The following is a 19,948-nucleotide window of genomic DNA, read 5'->3' as shown; positions in this document are numbered from 1 at the left end:
TATCTCAACAACAGTACGGCCGCGGTGCCCTGGGGTCCCCCGGACGGAGTCTGGGGGAGGGCAGCCGCGGCCGGCTCGACGTCCGAGAACTACTTCTCGGCGTCCTCGTCACGCTTCAGCGCCTCCAGCGCCCGCTGCGTGATCACGTCCACCGGACCCAGGGCCGAGATCGTCACGACCAGCCCCTGCGCCTTGTAGTAGTCGATGATCGGCTCGGTCTGCGTGTGGTAGACCTCCAGCCGGGTGCGGACGGTGTCCTCGGAGTCGTCGTCGCGCTGGTACAACTCGCCGCCGCAGACGTCGCAGACGCCCTCCTGCTTCGGCGGGCTGTAGGTCACGTGGAAGACGTGCTCCGACTTGTTCCGGCAGGTGCGGCGGCCGGCGATGCGCTTGACCACCTCGTCCTCGGGGACTTCGAGGTCGAGTACCGCGTCCAGCTTGACGCCCTCGTTCTCCAGCAGTTCGTCCAGCGCCCCGGCCTGGGAGACGTTCCGCGGGAAGCCGTCCAGCAGGAAGCCGTTCTCGGCGTCCGGCTGCTCCATGCGGTCCTTGGCCATCGCGATGGTCACCTCGTCGGGGACGAGGTTTCCGGCGTCCATGTAGGACTTCGCGAGTTTCCCCAGCTCCGTCTGGCGGCTGATGTTGGCCCGGAACAGGTCGCCCGTGGAGATGTGCGGGACACCGAGTTTGCCGGCAAGCCGCACGGCCTGCGTTCCCTTACCAGCGCCCGGCGGCCCGACGAGGACGATTCGCATCAGCGGAGGAACCCTTCGTAATTGCGCTGCTGAAGCTGGCTCTCGATCTGCTTCACCGTTTCGAGGCCCACACCCACGATGATCAGGATGCTGGTGCCACCGAACGGGAAGTTCTGGCTTGCCCCAAAGCCAACCAACGCCACTGTCGGTACGAGAGCGATCAGACCCAGATACAGCGAACCCGGCCAGGTGATCCGGTTGAGCACGTACGACAGGTACTCAGCGGTCGGTCGGCCAGCCCGGATGCCCGGGATGAAGCCACCATACTTCTTCATGTTGTCGGCGACTTCCTCGGGGTTGAAGGAGATCGCCACGTAGAAGAACGCGAAGAAAACGATGAGCAAGAAGTAGAGGGTGATGTAGATCGGGTGATCACCCTTGGTGAGGTTCGTGGTGACCCACTGTTTCCAGCCGGAGTTGCCCCCGGCGAACTGCGCGATCAGGGCCGGGATGTAGAGCAGCGAGGACGCGAAGATGACGGGGATCACACCCGCCTGGTTCACCTTCAGCGGGATGTAGGTGGACGTACCGCCGTAGGAACGGCGGCCGATCATGCGCTTCGCGTACTGCACGGGGATACGACGCTGGGCCTGCTCGACGAAGACGACGAGCGCGACCATGATCAGGCCGACCAGGATGACGGTCCCGAACTCGATCCAGCCGTCGGCCAGGGTGCCCTGCTTCTTGATCGCCCACAGCGCGGACGGGAAGGTCGCGGCGATCGAGATGAACATCAGGATCGACATGCCGTTGCCGATGCCGCGGTCGGTGACCAGCTCGCCGAGCCACATCACGACGGCGGTACCCGCGGTCATGCAGATGACCATGGTGATGGTCGTGAAGATCGCCTGGTCGGGCACGATGCTCGACGCGACGGTGCAGCCGGAGAACAGGGCGCCGCTGCGGGCGGTGGCCACCAGACCGGTGCCCTGGAGGATCGCCAGCGCCACGGTCAGGTACCGGGTGTACTGCGTGATCTTCGCCGTACCGGACTGGCCCTCCTTCTTGAGGGCCTCCAGGCGCGGGATGACCACGGTCAGCAGCTGAAGGATGATGCTCGCCGTGATGTACGGCATGATGCCGAGGGCGAAGACGGTGATCTGCAGCAGCGCGCCGCCGCTGAACATGTTGACGAGACCGAAGAGGCCCTGGTTTCCGGATGCCTCTTTCACGCACTGCTGAACGGCCTGGTAGTTGACGCCGGGGATCGGGACGTGGGTACCGACCCGGTAGACCACGATGATGCCCAGCGTGAAGAGCAGCTTCTTGCGCAGGTCGGGCGTCCTGAACGCCCGGGCGAACGCGGTGAGCACGGTGCCTCCTGCGACCCCCCGCGCGACTGCGTCAAGGGTGACGGTCTTGAAGTTCGACGAATTCGACAAGTACGTAACGGCCAACTGCCGATCAGAGTGCCCCATGTGCAGCACCTGATGTAAGTGGGCAGTGCAGGCCACCTTACCGGCGAGACCGCCCCCCTTGGAACGACCAACCGGGGATACCCCATTTGTGGGGTATCCCCGGTCGGGATCGTTCAGGTCATCGAGACGGTCCGAAAGGGTTCAGACGAGCTCGGTGACGGTGCCGCCGGCGGCGGTGATCTTCTCCTTGGCGGAGCCGGAGACGGCGTCCACCGTCACCTGCAGCGCCACCGAGATCTCACCCTGGCCGAGGACCTTGACCAGGCTGTTCTTGCGAACGGCGCCCTTGGTCACCAGGCCCTCGACCGTGACCTCGCCACCCTCGGGGTAGAGCTCGGCCAGCTTGTCGAGGTTCACGACCTGGTACTCGGTCTTGAACGGGTTCTTGAAGCCCTTCAGCTTCGGGAGGCGCATGTGCAGCGGCATCTGGCCGCCCTCGAAGCGCTCCGGAACCTGGTAGCGGGCCTTGGTGCCCTTGGTACCACGACCGGCCGTCTTGCCCTTCGACGCCTCACCACGACCCACACGGGTCTTGGCGGTCTTGGCGCCCGGGGCCGGACGGAGGTTGTGGATCTTGAGCGGGTTCTGCTCCGCCATGATCAGTCGACCTCCTCGACCGACACGAGGTGGCGGACGGTGTGCACCATGCCGCGGAACTCGGGGCGGTCCTCCTTGACGACCACGGTGTTGATCCCCTTGAGACCAAGCGACCGCAGGGTGTCACGGTGGTTCTGCTTGCTGCCGATGTAGGACTTGACCTGCGTGATCTTCAGCTGAGCCATCACGCACCCGCCCCGGCGCGCGCACGCAGCAGGGCCGCGGGGGCGACGTCCTCCAGCGGCAGACCACGGCGGGCCGCGATCTCCTCGGGACGCTGCAGGCCCTTCAGGGCCGCCACGGTCGCGTGCACGATGTTGATCGCGTTGTCGGAGCCGAGCGACTTCGACAGCACGTCGTGGATACCGGCGCACTCCAGGACGGCACGCACGGGACCACCGGCGATCACACCGGTACCCGGCGAAGCCGGCTTGAGGAGCACGACGCCGGCAGCCTTCTCACCCTGGATCGGGTGCGGGATGGTGCCCTGGATGCGGGGGACCTTGAAGAAGTGCTTCTTGGCCTCCTCCACACCCTTGGCGATGGCGGCCGGCACCTCCTTGGCCTTGCCGTATCCGACACCCACGGTGCCGTCACCGTCGCCCACCACGACCAGCGCGGTGAAGCTGAAGCGACGACCACCCTTCACAACCTTGGCGACGCGGTTGATCGCGACGACGCGCTCGACGTACGCGGTCTTCTCGGCGGCGGCTGCGCCGCCGTCACGGCCCTTACGCTCCCGCCGCTCGCCGCCACCGGCACCGCCACCGCGGCGCTGGGGTCCAGCCATTGGATTTACCTCTCTCTGTTTCCGCTAGCTCGGAAGCGACTCAGAACCTGAGCCCGGCCTCGCGGGCGGCGTCCGCCAGGGCGGCGATGCGCCCGGCGTACTGGTTGCCACCGCGGTCGAACACGACAGCCTCGACACCGGCGGCCTTGGCACGCTCGGCGACCAGGGCGCCGACCTGCTTGGCCTGCGCGGACTTGTCGCCCTCGCCGCCGCGGATCGACGTGTCCAGAGTGGACGCCGACGCCAGCGTGTGGCCCTTCAGGTCGTCGATCACCTGCGCCACGATGTGACGGTTGGAGCGGGTCACGACCAGACGGGGACGCTCTGCCGTACCGGACACGTGCTTGCGGATCCGGATGTGACGGCGCTTGATCGCGGCGCGCTTGTAGGCGTCGCCCTTGAGGATCTTCTGCCCGTATGCCATGGCTTACTTACCCGCCTTTCCGACCTTGCGGCGGATGACTTCGCCCTCGTACTTGACGCCCTTGGCCTTGTACGGGTCCGGCTTGCGCAGCTTGCGGATGTTGGCCGCAACCTCGCCGACCTTCTGCTTGTCGATGCCCTCGACCGAGAAGTGGGTCGGGTTCTCCACCTTGAAGGTGATGCCCGCGGGGGCCTCGACAACGATCGGGTGGCTGTAACCGAGGGCGAACTCCAGGTTCGAACCCTTGGCGGCCACGCGGTAACCGACACCGCTGATTTCGAGCTTCTTCACGTAACCCTGGGTCACGCCGGTGATCATGTTCGCCACCAGCGTGCGGGACAGGCCGTGCAGGGCCTTGTTCTGACGCTCGTCGTTGGGGCGGGTCACCTGCAGGGTGCCGTCCTCGCCCTTGGCGATGTCGATCGGCGAGACGACGGTGTGGGTCAGCGAGCCCTTGGGGCCCTTGACCGAGACCGTACGGCCGTCGATGGTGACGTCCACGCCGGCGGGAACCGCGATGGGGAGCTTGCCGATGCGCGACATAGCTGTTTCCTCCGTTCCCTTCTGCTACCAGACGTAGGCGAGGACTTCCCCACCCACGCCCTTCTTGCCGGCCTGCTTGTCGGTGAGGAGCCCGTGCGACGTGGAGATGATCGCCACGCCGAGGCCGCCCAGCACCTTCGGCAGGTTGGTGGACTTCGCGTACACCCGGAGACCGGGCTTGGAGATCCGCTTGATGCCCGCGATGGAGCGCTCACGGTTCGGGCCGAACTTCAGCTCAAGGACGAGGTTCTTGCCGACCTCGGCGTCCTCGACCTTCCAGCCCGTGATGAAGCCCTCCTGCTGGAGGATCTCCGCGATGTGCGACTTGATCTTGGAATGCGGCATCCCCACCGAGTCGTGGTACGCCGAGTTCGCGTTTCGCAGACGCGTCAGCATGTCTGCGATCGGATCAGTCATGGTCATGAATTGGCCTTCGGCCTCTCTCGCCGGGGTTTCCTGGTGCGCCGTCCCTCTCCCCGATCCGAGACGGGGCAGGTGCGGTGCGGTGGACCTACGGCGTAGTAAGTCGTCTGGGCGGAAGTCAGGCGCCCAACCCTCCAAGCCTAAGCCATGGAGCGGAGGGCACCTGACACGCCCACTGCTTACCGAGAGCCTGGCGAATTCCGATTCAGCCCGCCGGCCCGAAGTGCCGCCCCGGAAGGCGGAGGTCGGACGGCGGATGAGCCGGAACTACCAGGAGCTCTTGGTCACGCCCGGCAGCTCACCACGGTGGGCCATCTCACGAAGGCACACGCGGCAGAGGCCGAACTTGCGGTACACGGAGTGCGGACGGCCGCAGCGCTGGCAGCGGGTGTACGCACGCACACCGAACTTGGGCTTGCGAGCAGCCTTGGCAATCAGAGCCTTCTTCGCCATCTCGCTCACGCCTCCTTGAACGGGAAGCCGAGGTGACGAAGGAGCGCGCGGCCCTCAGCGTCATTGGTCGCCGTGGTGACCACGGTGATGTCCATACCCCGGGTGCGGTCGATCTTGTCCTGGTCGATCTCGTGGAACATGACCTGCTCGGTGAGACCGAAGGTGTAGTTGCCACGGCCGTCGAACTGCTTGGGGGACAGACCACGGAAGTCGCGGATGCGCGGCAGCGCGAGCGACAGGGTGCGGTCCAGGAACTCCCACATGCGGTCGCCACGGAGCGTGACGTGGGCACCGATCGGCTGGCCCTCACGCAGCTTGAACTGCGCGATGGACTTGCGGGCCTTGGTGACGGCCGGCTTCTGACCGGTGATCGTGGTGAGGTCGCGGATGGCGCCCTCGATCAGCTTGGAGTCGCGGGCGGCGTCGCCCACACCCATGTTGACCACGATCTTGACGAGGCCCGGGATCTGCATGACGTTCTCGTACTTGAACTCGTCACGCAGCTTCGCGGAGATCTCGTCGCGGTACTTCGTCTTCAGACGCGGCTTGGTGGTGGTAGCCATCAGATGTCCTCACCCGTCCGCTTGGCAACGCGGATCTTGTTGCCCTCGTCGTCGAAACGGTAGCCGACACGCGTGACGACCTTCTTGCCGTCCTTCTCCACGACCAGCTGGACGTTGGAGACGTGGACCGGTGCCTCGGTGGTGACGATGCCGCCGGCCTGCGAACCGCTAGCCGTCGGACCGGCCTTGGTGTGCTTCTTGACCCGGTTGACACCCTCGACCAGGACGCGGTCCTCGCGCGGGTAAGCGGCAATGACCTTGCCCTGCTTGCCCTTGTCCTTGCCGGTGATGACCTGGACCAGGTCGCCCTTCTTGATCTTCATACTCACAGCACCTCCGGCGCGAGGGAGATGATCTTCATGAACCTCTTCTCGCGCAGCTCACGGCCGACGGGGCCGAAGATGCGAGTACCACGGGGGTCGCCGTCGTTCTTCAGAATGACGGCGGCGTTCTCGTCGAAGCGGATGTACGAGCCGTCCGGACGGCGGCGCTCCTTGACGGTGCGAACGATGACCGCCTTGACGACGTCACCCTTCTTCACGTTGCCACCGGGGATCGCGTCCTTGACGGTGGCGACGATGACGTCACCGATGCCCGCGTAGCGGCGGCCGGAGCCACCGAGTACACGGATGCAAAGAATCTCCTTCGCACCCGTGTTGTCGGCGACGCGCAGCCGCGACTCCTGCTGGATCACGTCTATCTCCTGTGTGTCTGCCGGTTCCCGGCGAGAGGTGTGAACGGATCACACCTCTCGCCGAGCCTGGCGGAACTGACCTGCGAGGCTGCTGCCCCGCAGAAATAACTACTTGGCCTTTTCGAGGATCTCGACGATGCGCCAGTGCTTGGTGGCGGACAGCTTCCGGGTCTCCATCAGGAGGACGCGGTCGCCGATGCCGGCAGCGTTCTGCTCGTCGTGCGCCTTGAGCTTGTTGGTACGGCGGATGACCTTGCCGTACAGCGCGTGCTTCACACGGTCCTCGACGGCGACGACGACGGTCTTGTCCATCTTGTCGCTGACGACCAGACCCTCACGGGTCTTGCGGGCGTTGCGCTCGCCGCTGTTGGTTTCAGTCTCAGTCACGTTGTTCTCGCTCATCAGGCGCTCTCCACCGTTTCGATGCCCAGCTCACGCTCGCGCATCAGGGTGTAGATCCGCGCGATGTCCTTGCGGACCGCCTTCAGACGGCCGTGGTTCTCAAGCTGACCCGTCGCCGCCTGGAAACGGAGGTTGAACAGCTCTTCCTTGGCCTCGCGGAGCTTACCCAGCAGCTCCTCGTTGCCCAGCTCGCGCAGCTCGGACGCCTTGGTACCGACCGACATCACGCTTCACCTGCCTCGCGCTTGACGATCCGGCACTTCATCGGCAGCTTGTGGGCCGCACGAAGCAGCGCCTCACGGGCGATCTTCTCATTGGGGTACGACAGCTCGAACATCACACGTCCGGGCTTGACGTTGGCGATCCACCACTCCGGAGAACCCTTACCGGAACCCATGCGGGTCTCGGCAGGCTTCTTCGTCAGCGGACGGTCCGGGTAGATGTTGATCCAGACCTTGCCGCCACGCTTGATGTGGCGGGTCATGGCGATACGAGCCGCTTCGATCTGGCGGTTCGTGACGTACGCCGGGGTCAGCGCCTGGATGCCGTACTCGCCGAACGCAACCTGGGTACCGCCCTTGGCAGCGCCGGAGCGCTTCGGGTGGTGCTGCTTGCGGTGCTTGACCCTACGGGGGATCAGCATGTCGGTCAGGCCTCCGTTCCGGTGCTCTCAGCCGGAGCAGCCGCGGTGGCCGCCGAGGACTCCGCCTTGGGGGCCTCGGCGCCGCCGGCCTGCTGCGGCTTGCGACCGCGCCGCTCGCCGCCACGGCCACCACGGGCCGGACGGTCGCCTGCGCCACCGCGGGCCGGGCGGTTGCCCGCACGGGCGGCAGCGTTCTCGGCGCGGACCTCGGCGATGTTCTTGACATCGCCCTTGTAGATCCAGACCTTCACGCCGATGCGGCCGAAGGTCGTCTTGGCCTCGAAGAAGCCGTAGTCCACGTTGGCGCGGAGCGTGTGCAGGGGCACACGGCCCTCGCGGTAGAACTCCGAGCGGGACATCTCGGCGCCGCCGAGACGGCCACCACACTGGATCTTGATGCCCTTGGCGCCCGCCTTCATCGACGACTGCATGCTCTTGCGCATGGCACGGCGGAAGGAGACACGGGAGGACAGCTGCTCGGCGACGGCCTGGGCCACCAGCTGAGCGTCCGTCTCCGGGTTCTTGACCTCAAGGATGTTCAGCTGGACCTGCTTGCCGGTCAGCTTCTCCAGGTCACCGCGGATGCGGTCGGCCTCGGCGCCGCGGCGGCCGATGACGATGCCCGGACGCGCGGTGTGGATGTCCACGCGGACGCGGTCACGGGTGCGCTCGATCTCGACCTTGGAGATGCCGGCGCGCTCCATGCCGGACGTCATCATCCGACGGATGGCGACGTCTTCCTTGACGTAGTCCTTGTACAGCTTGTCGGCGTACCAGCGCGACTTGAAGTCGGTGGTGACACCGAGCCGGAACCCATGCGGGTTTACCTTCTGGCCCATTACCGGGTTCCTTCCTTGCTGCTGACGACCACGGTGATGTGGCTGGTCCGCTTGCGGATCCGGTAGGCACGGCCCTGGGCGCGCGGCCGGAACCGCTTCAGGGTCGGGCCCTCGTCGACGTACGCCTCGGAGATGAACAGCGAGTCGGCGTCGGAGTGGTCGTAGTTGTGCGCGGCGTTGGCGATGGCGCTGTCGAGCACCTTGCCGACCGGCACGGAGGCTGCCTGCGGAGCGAATCGCAGAACAGCCTGGGCCTCCGTGGCGTCCATGCCACGGATGAGGTCCACCACGCGGCGGGCCTTCATGGGCGTGACGCGGATGTACCGCGCCTGGGCCCTGGCTTCCATGGTTGTCCCTTCAGTTTCTTATGTCTGGTGCGATCCGCGCCTAGCGGCGCTTCGACTTCCGGTCGTCCTTGACGTGACCCCGGAAGGTGCGGGTCGGCGAGAACTCGCCGAGCTTGTGGCCGACCATCGACTCGGTGACGAACACCGGGATGTGGATCTTGCCGTTGTGCACCGCGATCGTGTGGCCCAGCATGTCCGGGACGATCATCGAGCGACGGGACCAGGTCTTGATGACATTCTTGGTGCCGGCTTCGTTCTGGACTTCCACCTTCTTGATGAGGTGGCCGTCGACGAAGGGCCCCTTCTTCAAGCTACGAGGCATCTCAACCCGTCCTTAGCGCTTCTTGTTCGTCTTGCGGCGGCGGACGATGTACTTGTTGCTCGCCTTCTTCGGAGACCGGGTACGGCCTTCCTTCTTGCCCCACGGGGAGACAGGGTGGCGACCACCGGAGGTACGACCCTCACCACCACCGTGCGGGTGGTCGACCGGGTTCATGACCACACCACGGACGGACGGGCGGACGCCCTTCCACCGCTTGCGGCCGGCCTTGCCCCAGTTGATGTTGGACTGCTCGGCGTTGCCGACCTCGCCGACGGTGGCGCGACAGCGGGCGTCGACCAGCCGGATCTCACCGGACGGCATGCGCAGGTGGGCCATGGTGCCCTCCTTCGCGAGCAGCTGCACGGAGGCGCCGGCGGAGCGGGCGAACTTGGCGCCGCCGCCCGGACGCAGCTCGATGGCGTGCAGCGTGGTACCGACCGGGATGTTGCGCAGGGCGAGGTTGTTGCCCGGCTTGATGTCGGCCCCGGGGCCGTTCTCGACGCGGTCGCCCTGCACGAGGCCGCGCGGCGCGAGGATGTAGCGCTTCTCGCCGTCCGCGTAGTGCAGCAGCGCGATGCGCGCGGTGCGGTTGGGGTCGTACTCGATGTGCGCGACCTTCGCCGGCACGCCGTCCTTGTCGTGCCGACGGAAGTCGATGACACGGTAGGCGCGCTTGTGTCCGCCACCCTGGTGGCGAACGGTCACACGACCGGTGTTGTTACGGCCGCCCTTACTGTGCAGCGGGCGAACCAGCGACTTCTCCGGCGTGGACCGCGTGACCTCGACGAAGTCGGCGACGCTGGCGCCACGACGGCCAGGAGTCGTCGGCTTGTACTTGCGGATTCCCATTGTCTCTCAGTCCTCGGAAGTGTTTCCGAAATCTGGACGATCCCGACCGCTTACGCGGTCGGACCGCCGAAGATGTCGATTCGGTCGCCCTCGGCGAGGGTCACGATCGCGCGCTTGGTCGCCGCACGCTGGCCGAAGCCGGTGCGGGTCCGCTTGCGCTTGCCCTGACGGTTGATCGTGTTGACCCCGGTGACCTTGACGTCGAAGACCGCCTGGACGGCCTGCTTGATCTGGGTCTTGTTGGCCCGCGGGTCGACGACGAACGTGTACTTGTTCTCGTCGAGCAGCGCGTAGCTCTTCTCCGACACGACCGGCTTCAGCAGCACGTCACGGGGGTCCGTGTACGCCTTGCTGACCGGGGTGACGACGGTGTTCTTGCCCTCGGCGGCGTGGCGGCGTGCCTTGGCGACGCGCGCTGCCTTGGCGGCCTTGGCCGCCTTCGAGGCGATGGAGGGGTGACGGATGGCCATCAGACCTCGCTCCCTTCGGTGTCGGTGGCCGTGTTCGGGCCGGCGACGAAGGACTCGAAAGCGGCCTGGGTGAAGACCACGTCATCCGAGACGAGAACGTCGTACGTGTTCAGCTGGCCCGGCTCCAGGATGTGGACCTGGGGCAGGTTGCGGACGGACAGCCACGCGGCCTCGTCGGCGCGGTCGATGACCAGGAGCAGGTTCTTGCGCTCCGAGATCTTGCCGAACAGCGTCTTGGCGGCCTTCGTGGAAGGGGTCTCGCCCGCGATCACGCCGGAGACGACGTGGATGCGGTTGTGCCGGGCCCGGTCGGTGAGGGCGTGGCGCAGGGCCGCGGCCTTCATCTTCTTCGGGGTCCGCTGCGAGTAGTCGCGCGGCACGGGACCGTGCACGACGCCACCACCGGCGAACTGCGGCGCGCGGGTCGAACCCTGACGGGCGCGGCCGGTGCCCTTCTGGCGGTACGGCTTCCTGCCACCGCCACGGACCTCGCCACGCGTCTTCGTCTTGTGCGTGCCCTGGCGGGCCGCGGCCCGCTGCGCGACGACGACCTGGTGGATCAGCGGGATGCTGATCTTCTCGACGTCGAAGATCTCCGCGGGGAGCTCGACGGAGCCGGTCTTCTCGCCCGCCGGCGAAAGAATGTCAACAGTGCTCATCGGTTACCTCAGGCCCCCTTGGCCGCGGTGCGGACCAGGACGAGGCCGCCGTTCGGACCGGGAACCGCGCCCTTGATGAGCAGCAGACCCTTCTCCGCGTCAACGGCGTGGACGGTCAGATTCTGGGTGGTGACCCGCTCGTTGCCCATGCGGCCCGCCATGCGCATGCCCTTGAACACACGGCTCGGGGTGGCTGCGCCACCGATGGAACCGGGCGAGCGGTGCTTGCGCTGGGTGCCGTGTCCGGCGCCGAGGCCACGGAAGTTGTGGCGCTTCATGACACCGGCGAAGCCCTTGCCCTTGCTCTTGCCGGTCACGTCGACCTTCTGGCCGGCCTCGAACACCGCGGCGGTGACTTCCTGGCCCAGCGTGTACTCGGAGGCGTCCGCCGTGCGGATCTCGACGAGGTGACGACGCGGGGTGACGTCGGCCTTGGCGAAGTGGCCCTTGAGGGGCTTGTTCACCTTGCGCGGGTCGATCTCGCCGAAGGCGATCTGGACGGACTCGTAGCCGTCGGCGTCATTGGTACGGACCTGGGTCACGACGTTGGCCCCGGCCTTGACGACGGTGACCGGGACGACACGGTTGTTCTCGTCCCACACCTGCGTCATGCCGAGCTTCTCGCCCAGGATGCCCTTGATCTGCTTAGCCATTCTCAGATCACCGGCCTCAGAGCTTGATCTCGATGTCGACACCGGCCGGGAGGTCGAGTCGCATCAGGGAGTCAACGGTCTTGGGCGTCGGGTCGAGAATGTCGATCAGGCGCTTGTGCGTGCGCATCTCGAAGTGCTCGCGCGAGTCCTTGTACTTGTGCGGCGACTTGATGACGCAGTACACGTTCTTCTCAGTGGGCAGCGGCACCGGGCCCGCGACCGACGCACCAGTACGGGTCACCGTCTCGACGATCTTCTTCGCCGAGGAGTCGATGACCTCGTGGTCGTAGGCCTTGAGCCGGATGCGGATCTTCTGTCCCGCCATGGCTACTCAGTAGTCCTGTCTCTTCGCTCTGGAACCCGGAGTTCCCTTGCCCCTCTCCGACCCACGCGGTCGGGCGTGTCGCAGCCCCGCTGACACAGATGCCCCTTGTTCGAACATCCCTGCGGGGAATGCACACGGCCCTACCGGAACCGCAGACCGGGGACGGAAAGCCCACCGGGCGCCTGGCCGGTGCCGCGCTGACACTTCCCGGAAGATTCCCGTACGTCCAACCCACATGGGGTTGACGAGTACTGTGGGACTCGCTTCCGGTCCTCCCGGCGGGAGGCGCGCAGCATCAACACTCGACCGAGCAACTCGGACAGTCTGCCATAGAGGGCGGCGCACTGGCCAATCGGGGCCGGGGAGCATACCCCGGGGGTGGTGGGGGGCAAACAGGGGGCGGGCCACCCGGGGTCGGTCGGACCGACCAGGTCAGCACGGGATCATTCCTTGAGCGTCCACAGCGCGGAACCCTTCGGGGGCGCGGGCCGGACCCGGAGAGCGGAGAAGTCGAAGCCCTCGTCGTCGTCCTCGTCACCCGTGGGAAGGCGTCCGGATTCATCCGGACAGTAGTACAGGCCGTACGACCAGTACTCCGGAAACTCATGGCACATGAGATCGGGGTAAGCGGAGATCTCGGCATCCTGATATCGCTCGTTGATTCTGGCCACGGCCTCAGAGCGGGAGATACCGAATCTCGACACCATCTCGTCCGCGATCTCTCGGAAGTACCTTGTCATGCCCTCGTCGAGGTCCATGACGAATTCGGCGGTCATGCTGTGGGAGGTCCTACTCGTCGATGAATTGAATTGGTGAACAGCTCGGCTGCGCGGTCCCCGAAGACAGCGATCTGGTGCCCGTTCAGCACCGCAGCGGACACTCGACGCCTGGCCCGTCGGCCGGGGTGGCAACGGGTACGCCCCAGATCGTGGACTGCCGGGTCCAGACAACATCGCCCCGAGTGTCCAACAGTTCTGTCGGAGTGCCCAGAAGGTCGGTGACGATGGCGTAGAACTGCTCATCGATCTCCGCTTGGGGGGTGTCGGGACCGACCGGACCTGAACCGCGGACACGCTGTCCGACGGGGGTCGGTCCCTCGGACCAGTCCCAGACCGTGCTGACGGTTCCGTCCGACTGCTCGGCCAGTTCGTCCTGGTCCCAGAAGAACCGCACCTCTTCGACGACGGACTCGTCGACCGCGCGCAGTTGCTTCGCCACCCGCCTGCCGACCGGGTCGTAGACGTAGTGCCAGTGACGTCCGTCCGGTGTCAGGACGTCCGTCAGCTGGTCCTCGGCGTTCCAGGTGAAACGCCATTCCCGGCGGCCGCCGGACAGCAACTTGGTGATCTTCCGTACGACACGTCCCTGCCCGTCGTGGCGGTAGCGGGTTCGGCCCGCCCGCTCGACGAGGGTGCCCGAGTAGCTGCGCTCGCCGGGTCCGGCCTCTTCGTCACGGACCGGCACGGAAGTGGCGAAGGCGGTGAGGTTCCCCAGGGCGTCGTACCGGTAGGTCTCCTCCCAGCCGGACTCACCCCGTACGGCCGTCACTCGTCGAGACCGGTCGAGGGCGAAGGTTCGCTCACCGTGGCAGGAGTCCTCGACAGAGGTAAGAGCACCGTCGGTCCGGTGCTGGAAGACGCGCCGGGCGGCGTCGCCCGCCGCCGTCTCCACGCGCTGAGTCGTTCGCAGCCGTTCCGTGTCCCATTCGTGGGTCAGGCGCGCGGCATCGCCCAGTACCCGCTCGATCTCACGACCGGCGATGTCGTACCGGAAGGTGACGTCGTGCTCCCCGATCCGCTGCACGACCGCTCGCCGCTCGCGTTCGAACGCCCACTGGGTGACCGCGCCGCTCGGCGTCCTGCGCTCCGTACGGCGACCCGCCGCATCGTATGCGGAGCTGACCTCTCGACCGTTCCACGACTCGGTGAGCAGACGGCCTGTCGTGTCGTACTCCCGGTGGAGTGCCACCTCGGGGTTACGCGCCTCGACGAGCCTGCCCAGCAAGTCGTACGCGTACGTGGTGGTGGTGCCGTCGGCCTCCATGGTCACGACGTTGCCGACGGCGTCGTGACCGAACCGCGTGGTCTCCCCGGCTCCGTTGGTCCTTTCGACGAGCCTGCCCGCCCCGTCGTAGCGGTAGTCGAGCGTGCGACCGTTGAAGTCCGTCTCGGAGATCAACCGGCCGACGCCGTCATAGGCGTAGTTCCACGTCTGCCCGGCACCGTTGGTGACGCTCCGCAGCCTTAGCTCTGTGTCGTACGCGAAGTATTCCAGTGTGCCGTCCTCGTCCTCCCGCAGGGTGCAGAGGTCGAAGTGGGTGTTCTCGTACCGGGTGCGGCGACCGTCCGAGGAGCGGTACTCCGCAGGGTTGCCCTCGGCGTCGTACGACCAGTTCTCCGTCGCCCCGTTCGGCAGCCGTCGCCAGGAGATCTGGCCCTCGGGAGTCCAGCCCACACGCGTGACCGCGCCGAAGGTGTCAGTGAGTTCGGTGATCCGGCCGAAGTCGTCCCGGACCAGCCAGTTGGTGGCGCCCAGTGCGTCCGTGGTGCCCACTACCAGGCCGGTGGCATCGTTGACGATGGTCTGCAGGCGCTCACCGAGGGGGTCGACGATGCCGGTCAGACCGCCTCTGTCATCGAAGGTGAAGCGGGTGATGGCGCCCAGGGGATCCACGACCGACACACGATTGCCCCGGTCGTCGTACACCGACTCCCACGTGCTGCCGTCCGGCTGTGTCACCTTGGTGACCTGGCCGAACTCGTCGTACTCCGTGTGGACGACGGCACCGTCCGGGCGAACGACCCGAGCGATGTTGCCGTCGTTGTCATGGCTGAAGCGCGTGGTATGGCCCAGCGGATCGGTCAATGCGACGAGGCGGCCGTGCTCGTCCCAGTTGCGGATGGTCGTGTGTCCCAGCGGGTCGGTCTCGCGGCGAGGACGGAGGTCCTCGTTGAAGGTGTACGTGACCGAGTGGCCGAGCGAGTCCGTGGCAACCGTGGTGCGAGTGGCGTCGTCGTACGCGTAGGAGTAGGCGAGTACGCCGTCCTCACCGCCCGTGCCGATGCAGCGGCCGTCGTCATACGTATAGCGGTACCAGTCTCCGGTCCTGCTCCGCCAGCCTGTGACCCGTCCTTCCTCGTCATAGCTGTAGCGCTGGGGTACGGAGGAGGAATCGACGACTCCGGTGAGGCGTCCCTGCTCGTCGTACTCGTACGTGCGAAGCGTGGGCCGATCGGGTCGGCTGAGCAAGGAGAGGGAGGTCACGCGGCCCGCGGTCGTGGTGACGCCCACGCGGTATCCGCCGTGGTGAACCAGTTCGCACGGGGAACCGTCCGCCGCGTGGCGCACATCGATCGTGTTGCCGTTGCGGTCCTGTATGCCGGCCAACGGGAGTTCGGAGGGACGGCAGCCGGCAACACGTCGGAACCGCAAGGTCGAACCACTCTCCGGTTGCCACAGCGCGAATACGCCGTTGGGCGAACCGTCCCAGGTGAGGGGCCAGTCGGGGCCGAGAACCGGGCTCATCGCTTCCCCTGGCGCCGGGACCGCGTAGTACAGCACGGTGCCGTCCGCCCCGACGAATCGGATGCCGTCGTCATCGAGGAGCAGCCGCTGGTCGAGCGTGGACGTCCAACTCGCGCCGAACCAGCCACCTGTCCTCACGCCTGTGCGATGGCTGCGTTCTATGACGAGCGGCAGGACGCCCGGCAGCGAGACGTCCGTGATCGACATGACCATCTGGCCAGTGGCCATGTCGATCGGGTCGCCGCAGGTGAACAGGTTCTTCATTGGTCGGCCCAGGCCTTTGAGGCGCGGTCCCAGCCCCTTGAGCCCCAGAGCCATGCCCTTAAGACCGCCCTTGCCCAAGGTCTTGAGTCCCTTGGCAAGCTTCCCGAACGAGGTGATCCCCTTGCCGCCGGGTATACAGTCCAGCGCCGCGAAGGCCACGTCCCACAGGGACGCCTGGCCTTTCGAGTACTTATAGAGCGTGTCGGCGAGGACGACGAGTGCCGCCACCAGCACGATCGCGCCCAGGATCGGCCCGCCGATGATCATCGCGACGATCCCGACGACCGTCACGACCACCTTGCAGACCGCGACGATCGAATCCCAGTTGTTCTCGAACCAGTGGCCAACGTCCTGCCACCACTTGCGGTTCTGGATCCCCGCGTCCGACGCCTCGTCGATCTTCGACTTCGCCTCGCCGGCCGCCTCGTCACGCATCCGGCGCGCGTCCTCGGCCATCTTCTTCGCCGCGTCCAGCGCGCTCTGCGCGGCCGTGACATCCGACTGGGCCGCGTTATGGGCCGACTTGGCGTTCTGAGCGTCCCGTGTCGCCGCGCGGACCTTCGCCTCTTCCGGCTTGTCGGCGTCGGACTTGCTGCCGGTCGGGTCGTCCTTGTACTTGTCGGCCTCCTTGTTGGCGCGCGTCACCCACGAATCGGCCGAGGACAGCCGGGACTTGGCCGAGGCGAGGTCGGACTGCGCCTCCTTCGCCTTCGCCAGCGCCCGGTCCGCCAGCGCCTGCGCACGCTCCAGTTTCGGCCAGTAGTCCGCAAGAGCGTCGCCGCACATCTCGTACGACGTCTTCAGCTTCTTCAGGTCCTTCGGAACCCCGCCGAACTGCTCCTTGAACGCCTCCGCCGACTTGCCCGCCCATTCCAGGAGCGCGTCCTCGCCCGCCATCCCCTTGACCAGACGCAACGCGTCGGAGACGTCGTCCGCGAATTCGTGCAGTTGCTTCGCCAGAGAACGCACCCGCTGCGGATCACCCGGAGTCGGGTCCTTGTCCAGGTCCAGCGGATGCCAGTCCGCAGGCCGATGCCCCACCATCCCGCACCCCCGTCACGCCCGCGTCCTCGACAGCTTGTGCACGCGCGAACCTACAAGGAACGGACGTACGACAGGAAGCCCAGCAGGATCCGACAGGTCGGAGCGCGCACCTTCCTCGGATACCGGACCTTCTTCACGTCCTCCCAAGCCGCCGCAACGAGCCCGCCCGCCTCCAGCACCTCGTCGGCCTTGTCCAGGTACTCCTGCCGGGGAATCCGTTTGCCGCCCTCCACCTTGTAGACCAGGTCCTCCCCGTACCCCACAACGGCCCCGAACTCGGCGGCCCGCATCCCCACCGCCTCCCGCCGCAGCTTCAACTGCCGCCCCACGGTGGTGATGACAGCCACACCCCACTCGTCGTCCGGGTCGACCTCCCACCCCGGCGCAACTTCAGCGTCCTGCTGTCCCCCACACCCCGTGGAGCCCGTCTCGCCCGTCTGCTCTCGACCGAGCGGCTGCGCAGTTGGGGTCTGCCGCCGGACCCCGCGGAGCACATCGTGGCCGAGCTGGCGGCCAACGCCGTCACTCACGGTCACAGCCCCTCGGCCGGGACTTCCGGCTCACCCTCTACGTCGTGAGGGACACGCTCCGTATCGAGGTCACCGACGCCCGAGGGGATGTGCTGCCACGCGTCCAACACGTTGTTCCCGACGGCGAATCGGGCCGTGGTCTGGTGCTCGTGGACGCGCTCGCCGACCGCTGGGGAGTGGCCGGAGGTCCCGGCCGGCGCAAGATCGTATGGGCCGAACTGCGCTTCCCGTGACCGGGATCCGTCTTTTCGCGCTCCGGTGCGGCAGCGGCCTTCTCCAAAGGAACCCAGGGAAAAGAACCCCACCGAACCCCATCCCCCGCCCGAACCCACACTCACTCGGGTGGGTGAACATCCCCGGCTCCGCTGGATTTCGCGGCCCCCAACTCCCCTACTCTCAGCGCAAACAACCGCAAACATACGTCGGCCCCCGGCCGGGACTAGCGATCCCGATCGAGGGCCTGACCACCGAGGAAGGCAACAACTTCCTGATGGGTACCGAGAACCCTAGCGTGCTCACGCACGCCCAGTCAGCCGTTACCGGCGACCAACCGCCCTCCCGGGCGACCCCGCGTCCCCGTGTTCACCCCGCGGGCGTGACCCACGAGAACACCCGCCACACCTCCCGCTTCACAGTGATCGGCAACCATCTCGCCCAGCACCCGGACCTCTCGCTCCTCGCGATCGGCCTGGCCTGCCACATCCAGTCCCTCCCGACCGGCGCCCGTATCGACATCAAGACGCTCACCGGCCGCTTTCCCGAGGGAGCGACCCGCATCTCCGCCGCCCTGCGCGAGCTGGAGAACAACGGCTACCTGCGCCGTGAACGCCGCCGCACCTCCGCCGGGCGGATCGTCACCCGCACGGTCTCCTGCAATCAGCCAGGGGCGCACGAGACGGCCCGTCGGCATGGCCCCACGCCTGGTCACACTCCTCCGCGTACGGACGGCAAAGCTCCGGACACGCGCGGGCCCCGCGAACCCAAGCCCCATGAGCCCCGCAAGAAGCACCCCCTCCCACCAGTCCCCCAGCCGGCCTACCCCTCCCCCGTCCTCCTCCGGACAGCCACCGACCTTCTCGCCGCCCTGCACCGTCAGGACGCGCGCCTGCTGCTCAACGCCTGCGACACCGCACATCTGGCCCCCGGCGTCGCCGCCTGGCTCGAACGCGACGTCACGCCCGCCGCCGTGGGCCAGGCCCTCAGCACCGACCTCCCGCCCGGAGGCCCGCGCCGTCCCGCCGCCCTCCTCACCCACCGTCTCACCGCTCAGCTACCGCCCCTGCCCCCGTTCCGCACACCGGCCGACCCACCGACCATTCACCACCCCCTCCGCAACTGCGACGGCTGCGACCGCGCCTTCCGCGCGCCCGAGCCGGAGACACGCTGCGGGAACTGCCGTACGGCCGTACCCCGCAGGCCATCTGGGGGACAACCCCACCGCACCACCGAAAGGACCTGAAAACGCCCATGGTCAGCTCGTCCCACGAGGCGATGCACCGCATCTTCCAGGACCACCCGGGACTGTTCTCCCAGGTGTCCGAGGTGCTGGGCATCGACTTCGCCCCACCCACATCGATCACCATCCTGCCCACCGACCTCACCGAGGCCCGCCCGCTGGAACGCCGCGTCGACACCCTGCTGCGGTTGGAGACCGAGGACGACGAACCCCTGCTCCTCGCGGTCGAGGCCCAGGGCAAAAAAGACCCGGACAAGCCCGCGAGCTGGGCTTACTACGCGTCGTACCTGCTCACCAAGTACCGGCTGCAGCCGATGCTGCTGGTCGTCTGCCAGGACCGCTCGACAGCGGAATGGGCCGCACGGCCCGTCCACATCGGTCCTCCCCAGTGGCCGCTGCTCACCCTGCGCCCGCTCGTCGCGGGACCGCACAACATGCCGGTGATCACCGACCCGGCCAAGGTCCGCAAGGACCTCGCGCTCGCTACGCTGTCTGCCATCACCCATGCCACGCATCCGGACATCGGGGCCATACTCAAGACAATGACATCCGTGCTGCGGGACACACCGCACACGGTCGCCGACCCGATCATCGAACTCATCGCACAAGGCATGGGCAAGCACCCGGCCGCGGAACTCTGGAGGCAACTGGTGGCCGTGGACCTCTCCTTCTACAAGTCGTACATCTCCGAAGAAATCCGTGACGAAGGCCGAGTCGAAGGCCGGGTCGAAGGCCGGGTCGAAGGTGAGACGCGGCGTGCCGCCGAGGATGTTCTCGCCGTTCTGGCGGAGCGCGGCATCGACATCCCCGGAGAGGTCCACGAACGCATCACCGGCTGCGGCGACCCCGAGATCCTCCGCCGTTGGCTCCGGCGTGCCGTCACCGCCGACTCCGCGGGCGAGATCTTCGCGGACGAGTAGTCCGCCTACGCCACCACCTCCCTCTGAACACGCGCCACCG

27 protein-coding genes and 2 pseudogenes are annotated in these 19,948 nt (G+C 66.9%); 3 read left to right on the top strand and 26 right to left on the bottom strand.

Going from position 1 to position 19,948, the window contains the following annotated elements:
* Positions 1-89 precede the first annotated feature (89 nt).
* The 26 genes and pseudogenes from ACFYPJ_RS08110 to ACFYPJ_RS07985 form a co-directional block, all read right to left on the bottom strand.
* Positions 90-755, bottom strand: a complete 666-nt coding sequence (locus tag ACFYPJ_RS08110) for an adenylate kinase (RefSeq protein WP_389012248.1) — start codon at positions 753-755, stop codon at positions 90-92.
* The gene (gene secY, locus ACFYPJ_RS08105) at positions 755-2,068 is read right to left on the bottom strand and encodes a preprotein translocase subunit SecY (protein ID WP_389012246.1); all 1,314 of its coding nucleotides are present in this window, start codon (positions 2,066-2,068) and stop codon (positions 755-757) included. The genes ACFYPJ_RS08110 and secY overlap by 1 nt, the downstream gene beginning before the upstream one ends.
* Positions 2,069-2,314: 246 nt before the next feature.
* On the bottom strand, positions 2,315-2,770 hold the full coding sequence (rplO, locus tag ACFYPJ_RS08100; protein ID WP_389012243.1) for a 50S ribosomal protein L15: 456 nt from the start codon (positions 2,768-2,770) through the stop codon (positions 2,315-2,317).
* Positions 2,771-2,772: 2 nt separating this feature from the next.
* Positions 2,773-2,955: a 50S ribosomal protein L30 gene (rpmD, locus tag ACFYPJ_RS08095; RefSeq protein ID WP_039656212.1), complete on the bottom strand. Its 183-nt coding sequence runs from the start codon at positions 2,953-2,955 to the stop codon at positions 2,773-2,775.
* Positions 2,955-3,560 carry a 30S ribosomal protein S5 gene (gene rpsE / locus ACFYPJ_RS08090; protein ID WP_389012241.1) on the bottom strand — a complete coding sequence of 202 codons (606 nt, stop codon included), beginning with the start codon at positions 3,558-3,560 and terminating at the stop codon, positions 2,955-2,957. Before rpsE ends, rpmD begins: the two co-directional genes overlap by 1 nt.
* 40 nt (positions 3,561-3,600) lie before the next feature.
* Positions 3,601-3,984 carry a 50S ribosomal protein L18 gene (gene rplR, locus ACFYPJ_RS08085; RefSeq protein ID WP_389012238.1) on the bottom strand — a complete coding sequence of 128 codons (384 nt, stop codon included), beginning with the start codon at positions 3,982-3,984 and terminating at the stop codon, positions 3,601-3,603.
* 3 nt (positions 3,985-3,987) lie between these two features.
* On the bottom strand, positions 3,988-4,527 hold the full coding sequence (rplF, locus tag ACFYPJ_RS08080) for a 50S ribosomal protein L6 (protein WP_389012236.1): 540 nt from the start codon (positions 4,525-4,527) through the stop codon (positions 3,988-3,990).
* 24 nt (positions 4,528-4,551) lie between these two features.
* Positions 4,552-4,950, bottom strand: coding sequence for a 30S ribosomal protein S8 (rpsH, locus tag ACFYPJ_RS08075; protein WP_043443042.1), 399 nt, complete (start codon positions 4,948-4,950; stop codon positions 4,552-4,554).
* 267 nt (positions 4,951-5,217) lie between these two features.
* Positions 5,218-5,403, bottom strand: coding sequence for a type Z 30S ribosomal protein S14 (locus ACFYPJ_RS08070; protein ID WP_003956452.1), 186 nt, complete (start codon positions 5,401-5,403; stop codon positions 5,218-5,220).
* Positions 5,404-5,408: 5 nt separating this feature from the next.
* The gene (rplE, locus tag ACFYPJ_RS08065) at positions 5,409-5,966 is read right to left on the bottom strand and encodes a 50S ribosomal protein L5 (protein WP_389012233.1); all 558 of its coding nucleotides are present in this window, start codon (positions 5,964-5,966) and stop codon (positions 5,409-5,411) included.
* Entirely contained in the window at positions 5,966-6,289 is a 324-nt protein-coding gene (rplX, locus tag ACFYPJ_RS08060; RefSeq protein WP_389012230.1) for a 50S ribosomal protein L24, read from the bottom strand. Before rplX ends, rplE begins: the two co-directional genes overlap by 1 nt.
* 2 nt (positions 6,290-6,291) lie before the next feature.
* The gene (rplN, locus tag ACFYPJ_RS08055) at positions 6,292-6,660 is read right to left on the bottom strand and encodes a 50S ribosomal protein L14 (protein WP_376533033.1); all 369 of its coding nucleotides are present in this window, start codon (positions 6,658-6,660) and stop codon (positions 6,292-6,294) included.
* A gap of 108 nt (positions 6,661-6,768) precedes the next feature.
* Positions 6,769-7,062, bottom strand: a complete 294-nt coding sequence (gene rpsQ, locus ACFYPJ_RS08050) for a 30S ribosomal protein S17 (protein ID WP_389012227.1) — start codon at positions 7,060-7,062, stop codon at positions 6,769-6,771.
* Complete coding sequence (gene rpmC / locus ACFYPJ_RS08045; RefSeq protein ID WP_389012224.1) at positions 7,062-7,286, bottom strand: 50S ribosomal protein L29; 225 nt, start codon at positions 7,284-7,286, stop codon at positions 7,062-7,064. The genes rpsQ and rpmC overlap by 1 nt, the downstream gene beginning before the upstream one ends.
* Positions 7,286-7,705: a 50S ribosomal protein L16 gene (rplP, locus tag ACFYPJ_RS08040; protein WP_143627890.1), complete on the bottom strand. Its 420-nt coding sequence runs from the start codon at positions 7,703-7,705 to the stop codon at positions 7,286-7,288. The genes rpmC and rplP overlap by 1 nt, the downstream gene beginning before the upstream one ends.
* 5 nt (positions 7,706-7,710) lie before the next feature.
* A complete protein-coding gene (gene rpsC, locus ACFYPJ_RS08035; protein ID WP_389012221.1) occupies positions 7,711-8,544 on the bottom strand; it encodes a 30S ribosomal protein S3 in 834 nt (277 codons plus the stop codon).
* Positions 8,544-8,891 carry a 50S ribosomal protein L22 gene (rplV, locus tag ACFYPJ_RS08030; RefSeq protein ID WP_217787114.1) on the bottom strand — a complete coding sequence of 116 codons (348 nt, stop codon included), beginning with the start codon at positions 8,889-8,891 and terminating at the stop codon, positions 8,544-8,546. The genes rpsC and rplV overlap by 1 nt, the downstream gene beginning before the upstream one ends.
* Before the next feature lie 40 nt (positions 8,892-8,931).
* Positions 8,932-9,213 carry a 30S ribosomal protein S19 gene (gene rpsS, locus ACFYPJ_RS08025; protein WP_389012218.1) on the bottom strand — a complete coding sequence of 94 codons (282 nt, stop codon included), beginning with the start codon at positions 9,211-9,213 and terminating at the stop codon, positions 8,932-8,934.
* Between the two features lie 12 nt (positions 9,214-9,225).
* On the bottom strand, positions 9,226-10,062 hold the full coding sequence (gene rplB / locus ACFYPJ_RS08020) for a 50S ribosomal protein L2 (RefSeq protein WP_389012215.1): 837 nt from the start codon (positions 10,060-10,062) through the stop codon (positions 9,226-9,228).
* 50 nt (positions 10,063-10,112) lie between these two features.
* Positions 10,113-10,532, bottom strand: coding sequence for a 50S ribosomal protein L23 (rplW, locus tag ACFYPJ_RS08015; RefSeq protein WP_389012212.1), 420 nt, complete (start codon positions 10,530-10,532; stop codon positions 10,113-10,115).
* On the bottom strand, positions 10,532-11,191 hold the full coding sequence (gene rplD / locus ACFYPJ_RS08010; RefSeq protein WP_389012209.1) for a 50S ribosomal protein L4: 660 nt from the start codon (positions 11,189-11,191) through the stop codon (positions 10,532-10,534). The genes rplW and rplD overlap by 1 nt, the downstream gene beginning before the upstream one ends.
* Positions 11,192-11,199: 8 nt before the next feature.
* The gene (rplC, locus tag ACFYPJ_RS08005; RefSeq protein ID WP_389012206.1) at positions 11,200-11,844 is read right to left on the bottom strand and encodes a 50S ribosomal protein L3; all 645 of its coding nucleotides are present in this window, start codon (positions 11,842-11,844) and stop codon (positions 11,200-11,202) included.
* Positions 11,845-11,860: 16 nt separating this feature from the next.
* Complete coding sequence (gene rpsJ / locus ACFYPJ_RS08000; protein ID WP_003948644.1) at positions 11,861-12,169, bottom strand: 30S ribosomal protein S10; 309 nt, start codon at positions 12,167-12,169, stop codon at positions 11,861-11,863.
* A 443-nt stretch (positions 12,170-12,612) separates the two neighbouring features.
* A complete protein-coding gene (locus ACFYPJ_RS07995) occupies positions 12,613-12,945 on the bottom strand; it encodes a hypothetical protein (protein ID WP_389012203.1) in 333 nt (110 codons plus the stop codon).
* A gap of 85 nt (positions 12,946-13,030) precedes the next feature.
* A complete protein-coding gene (locus tag ACFYPJ_RS07990) occupies positions 13,031-17,002 on the bottom strand; it encodes a DUF6531 domain-containing protein (RefSeq protein ID WP_389012201.1) in 3,972 nt (1,323 codons plus the stop codon).
* A gap of 104 nt (positions 17,003-17,106) precedes the next feature.
* Positions 17,107-17,349, bottom strand: a pseudogene (locus ACFYPJ_RS07985) (helix-turn-helix domain-containing protein); the annotation flags it as partial.
* A gap of 51 nt (positions 17,350-17,400) precedes the next feature.
* On the opposite strand from ACFYPJ_RS07985, the pseudogene ACFYPJ_RS07980 reads away from it, so the two are divergent.
* From ACFYPJ_RS07980 to ACFYPJ_RS07970, 3 genes and pseudogenes are all read left to right on the top strand, one after another.
* Positions 17,401-17,765, top strand: a pseudogene (locus ACFYPJ_RS07980) (ATP-binding protein).
* A 257-nt stretch (positions 17,766-18,022) separates the two neighbouring features.
* On the top strand, positions 18,023-18,991 hold the full coding sequence (locus ACFYPJ_RS07975) for a helix-turn-helix domain-containing protein (protein ID WP_389012198.1): 969 nt from the start codon (positions 18,023-18,025) through the stop codon (positions 18,989-18,991).
* A gap of 8 nt (positions 18,992-18,999) precedes the next feature.
* Positions 19,000-19,908, top strand: coding sequence for a hypothetical protein (locus ACFYPJ_RS07970; RefSeq protein ID WP_389012195.1), 909 nt, complete (start codon positions 19,000-19,002; stop codon positions 19,906-19,908).
* Positions 19,909-19,948: the final 40 nt, after the last annotated feature.

Source organism: Streptomyces sp. NPDC006012 (assembly GCF_042871185.1).
In the GTDB taxonomy this organism is placed as follows: domain Bacteria; phylum Actinomycetota; class Actinomycetes; order Streptomycetales; family Streptomycetaceae; genus Streptomyces.
Note: the sequence above shows the minus strand (reverse complement) of the source record. Positions and strands in the feature narration are given on the sequence as shown.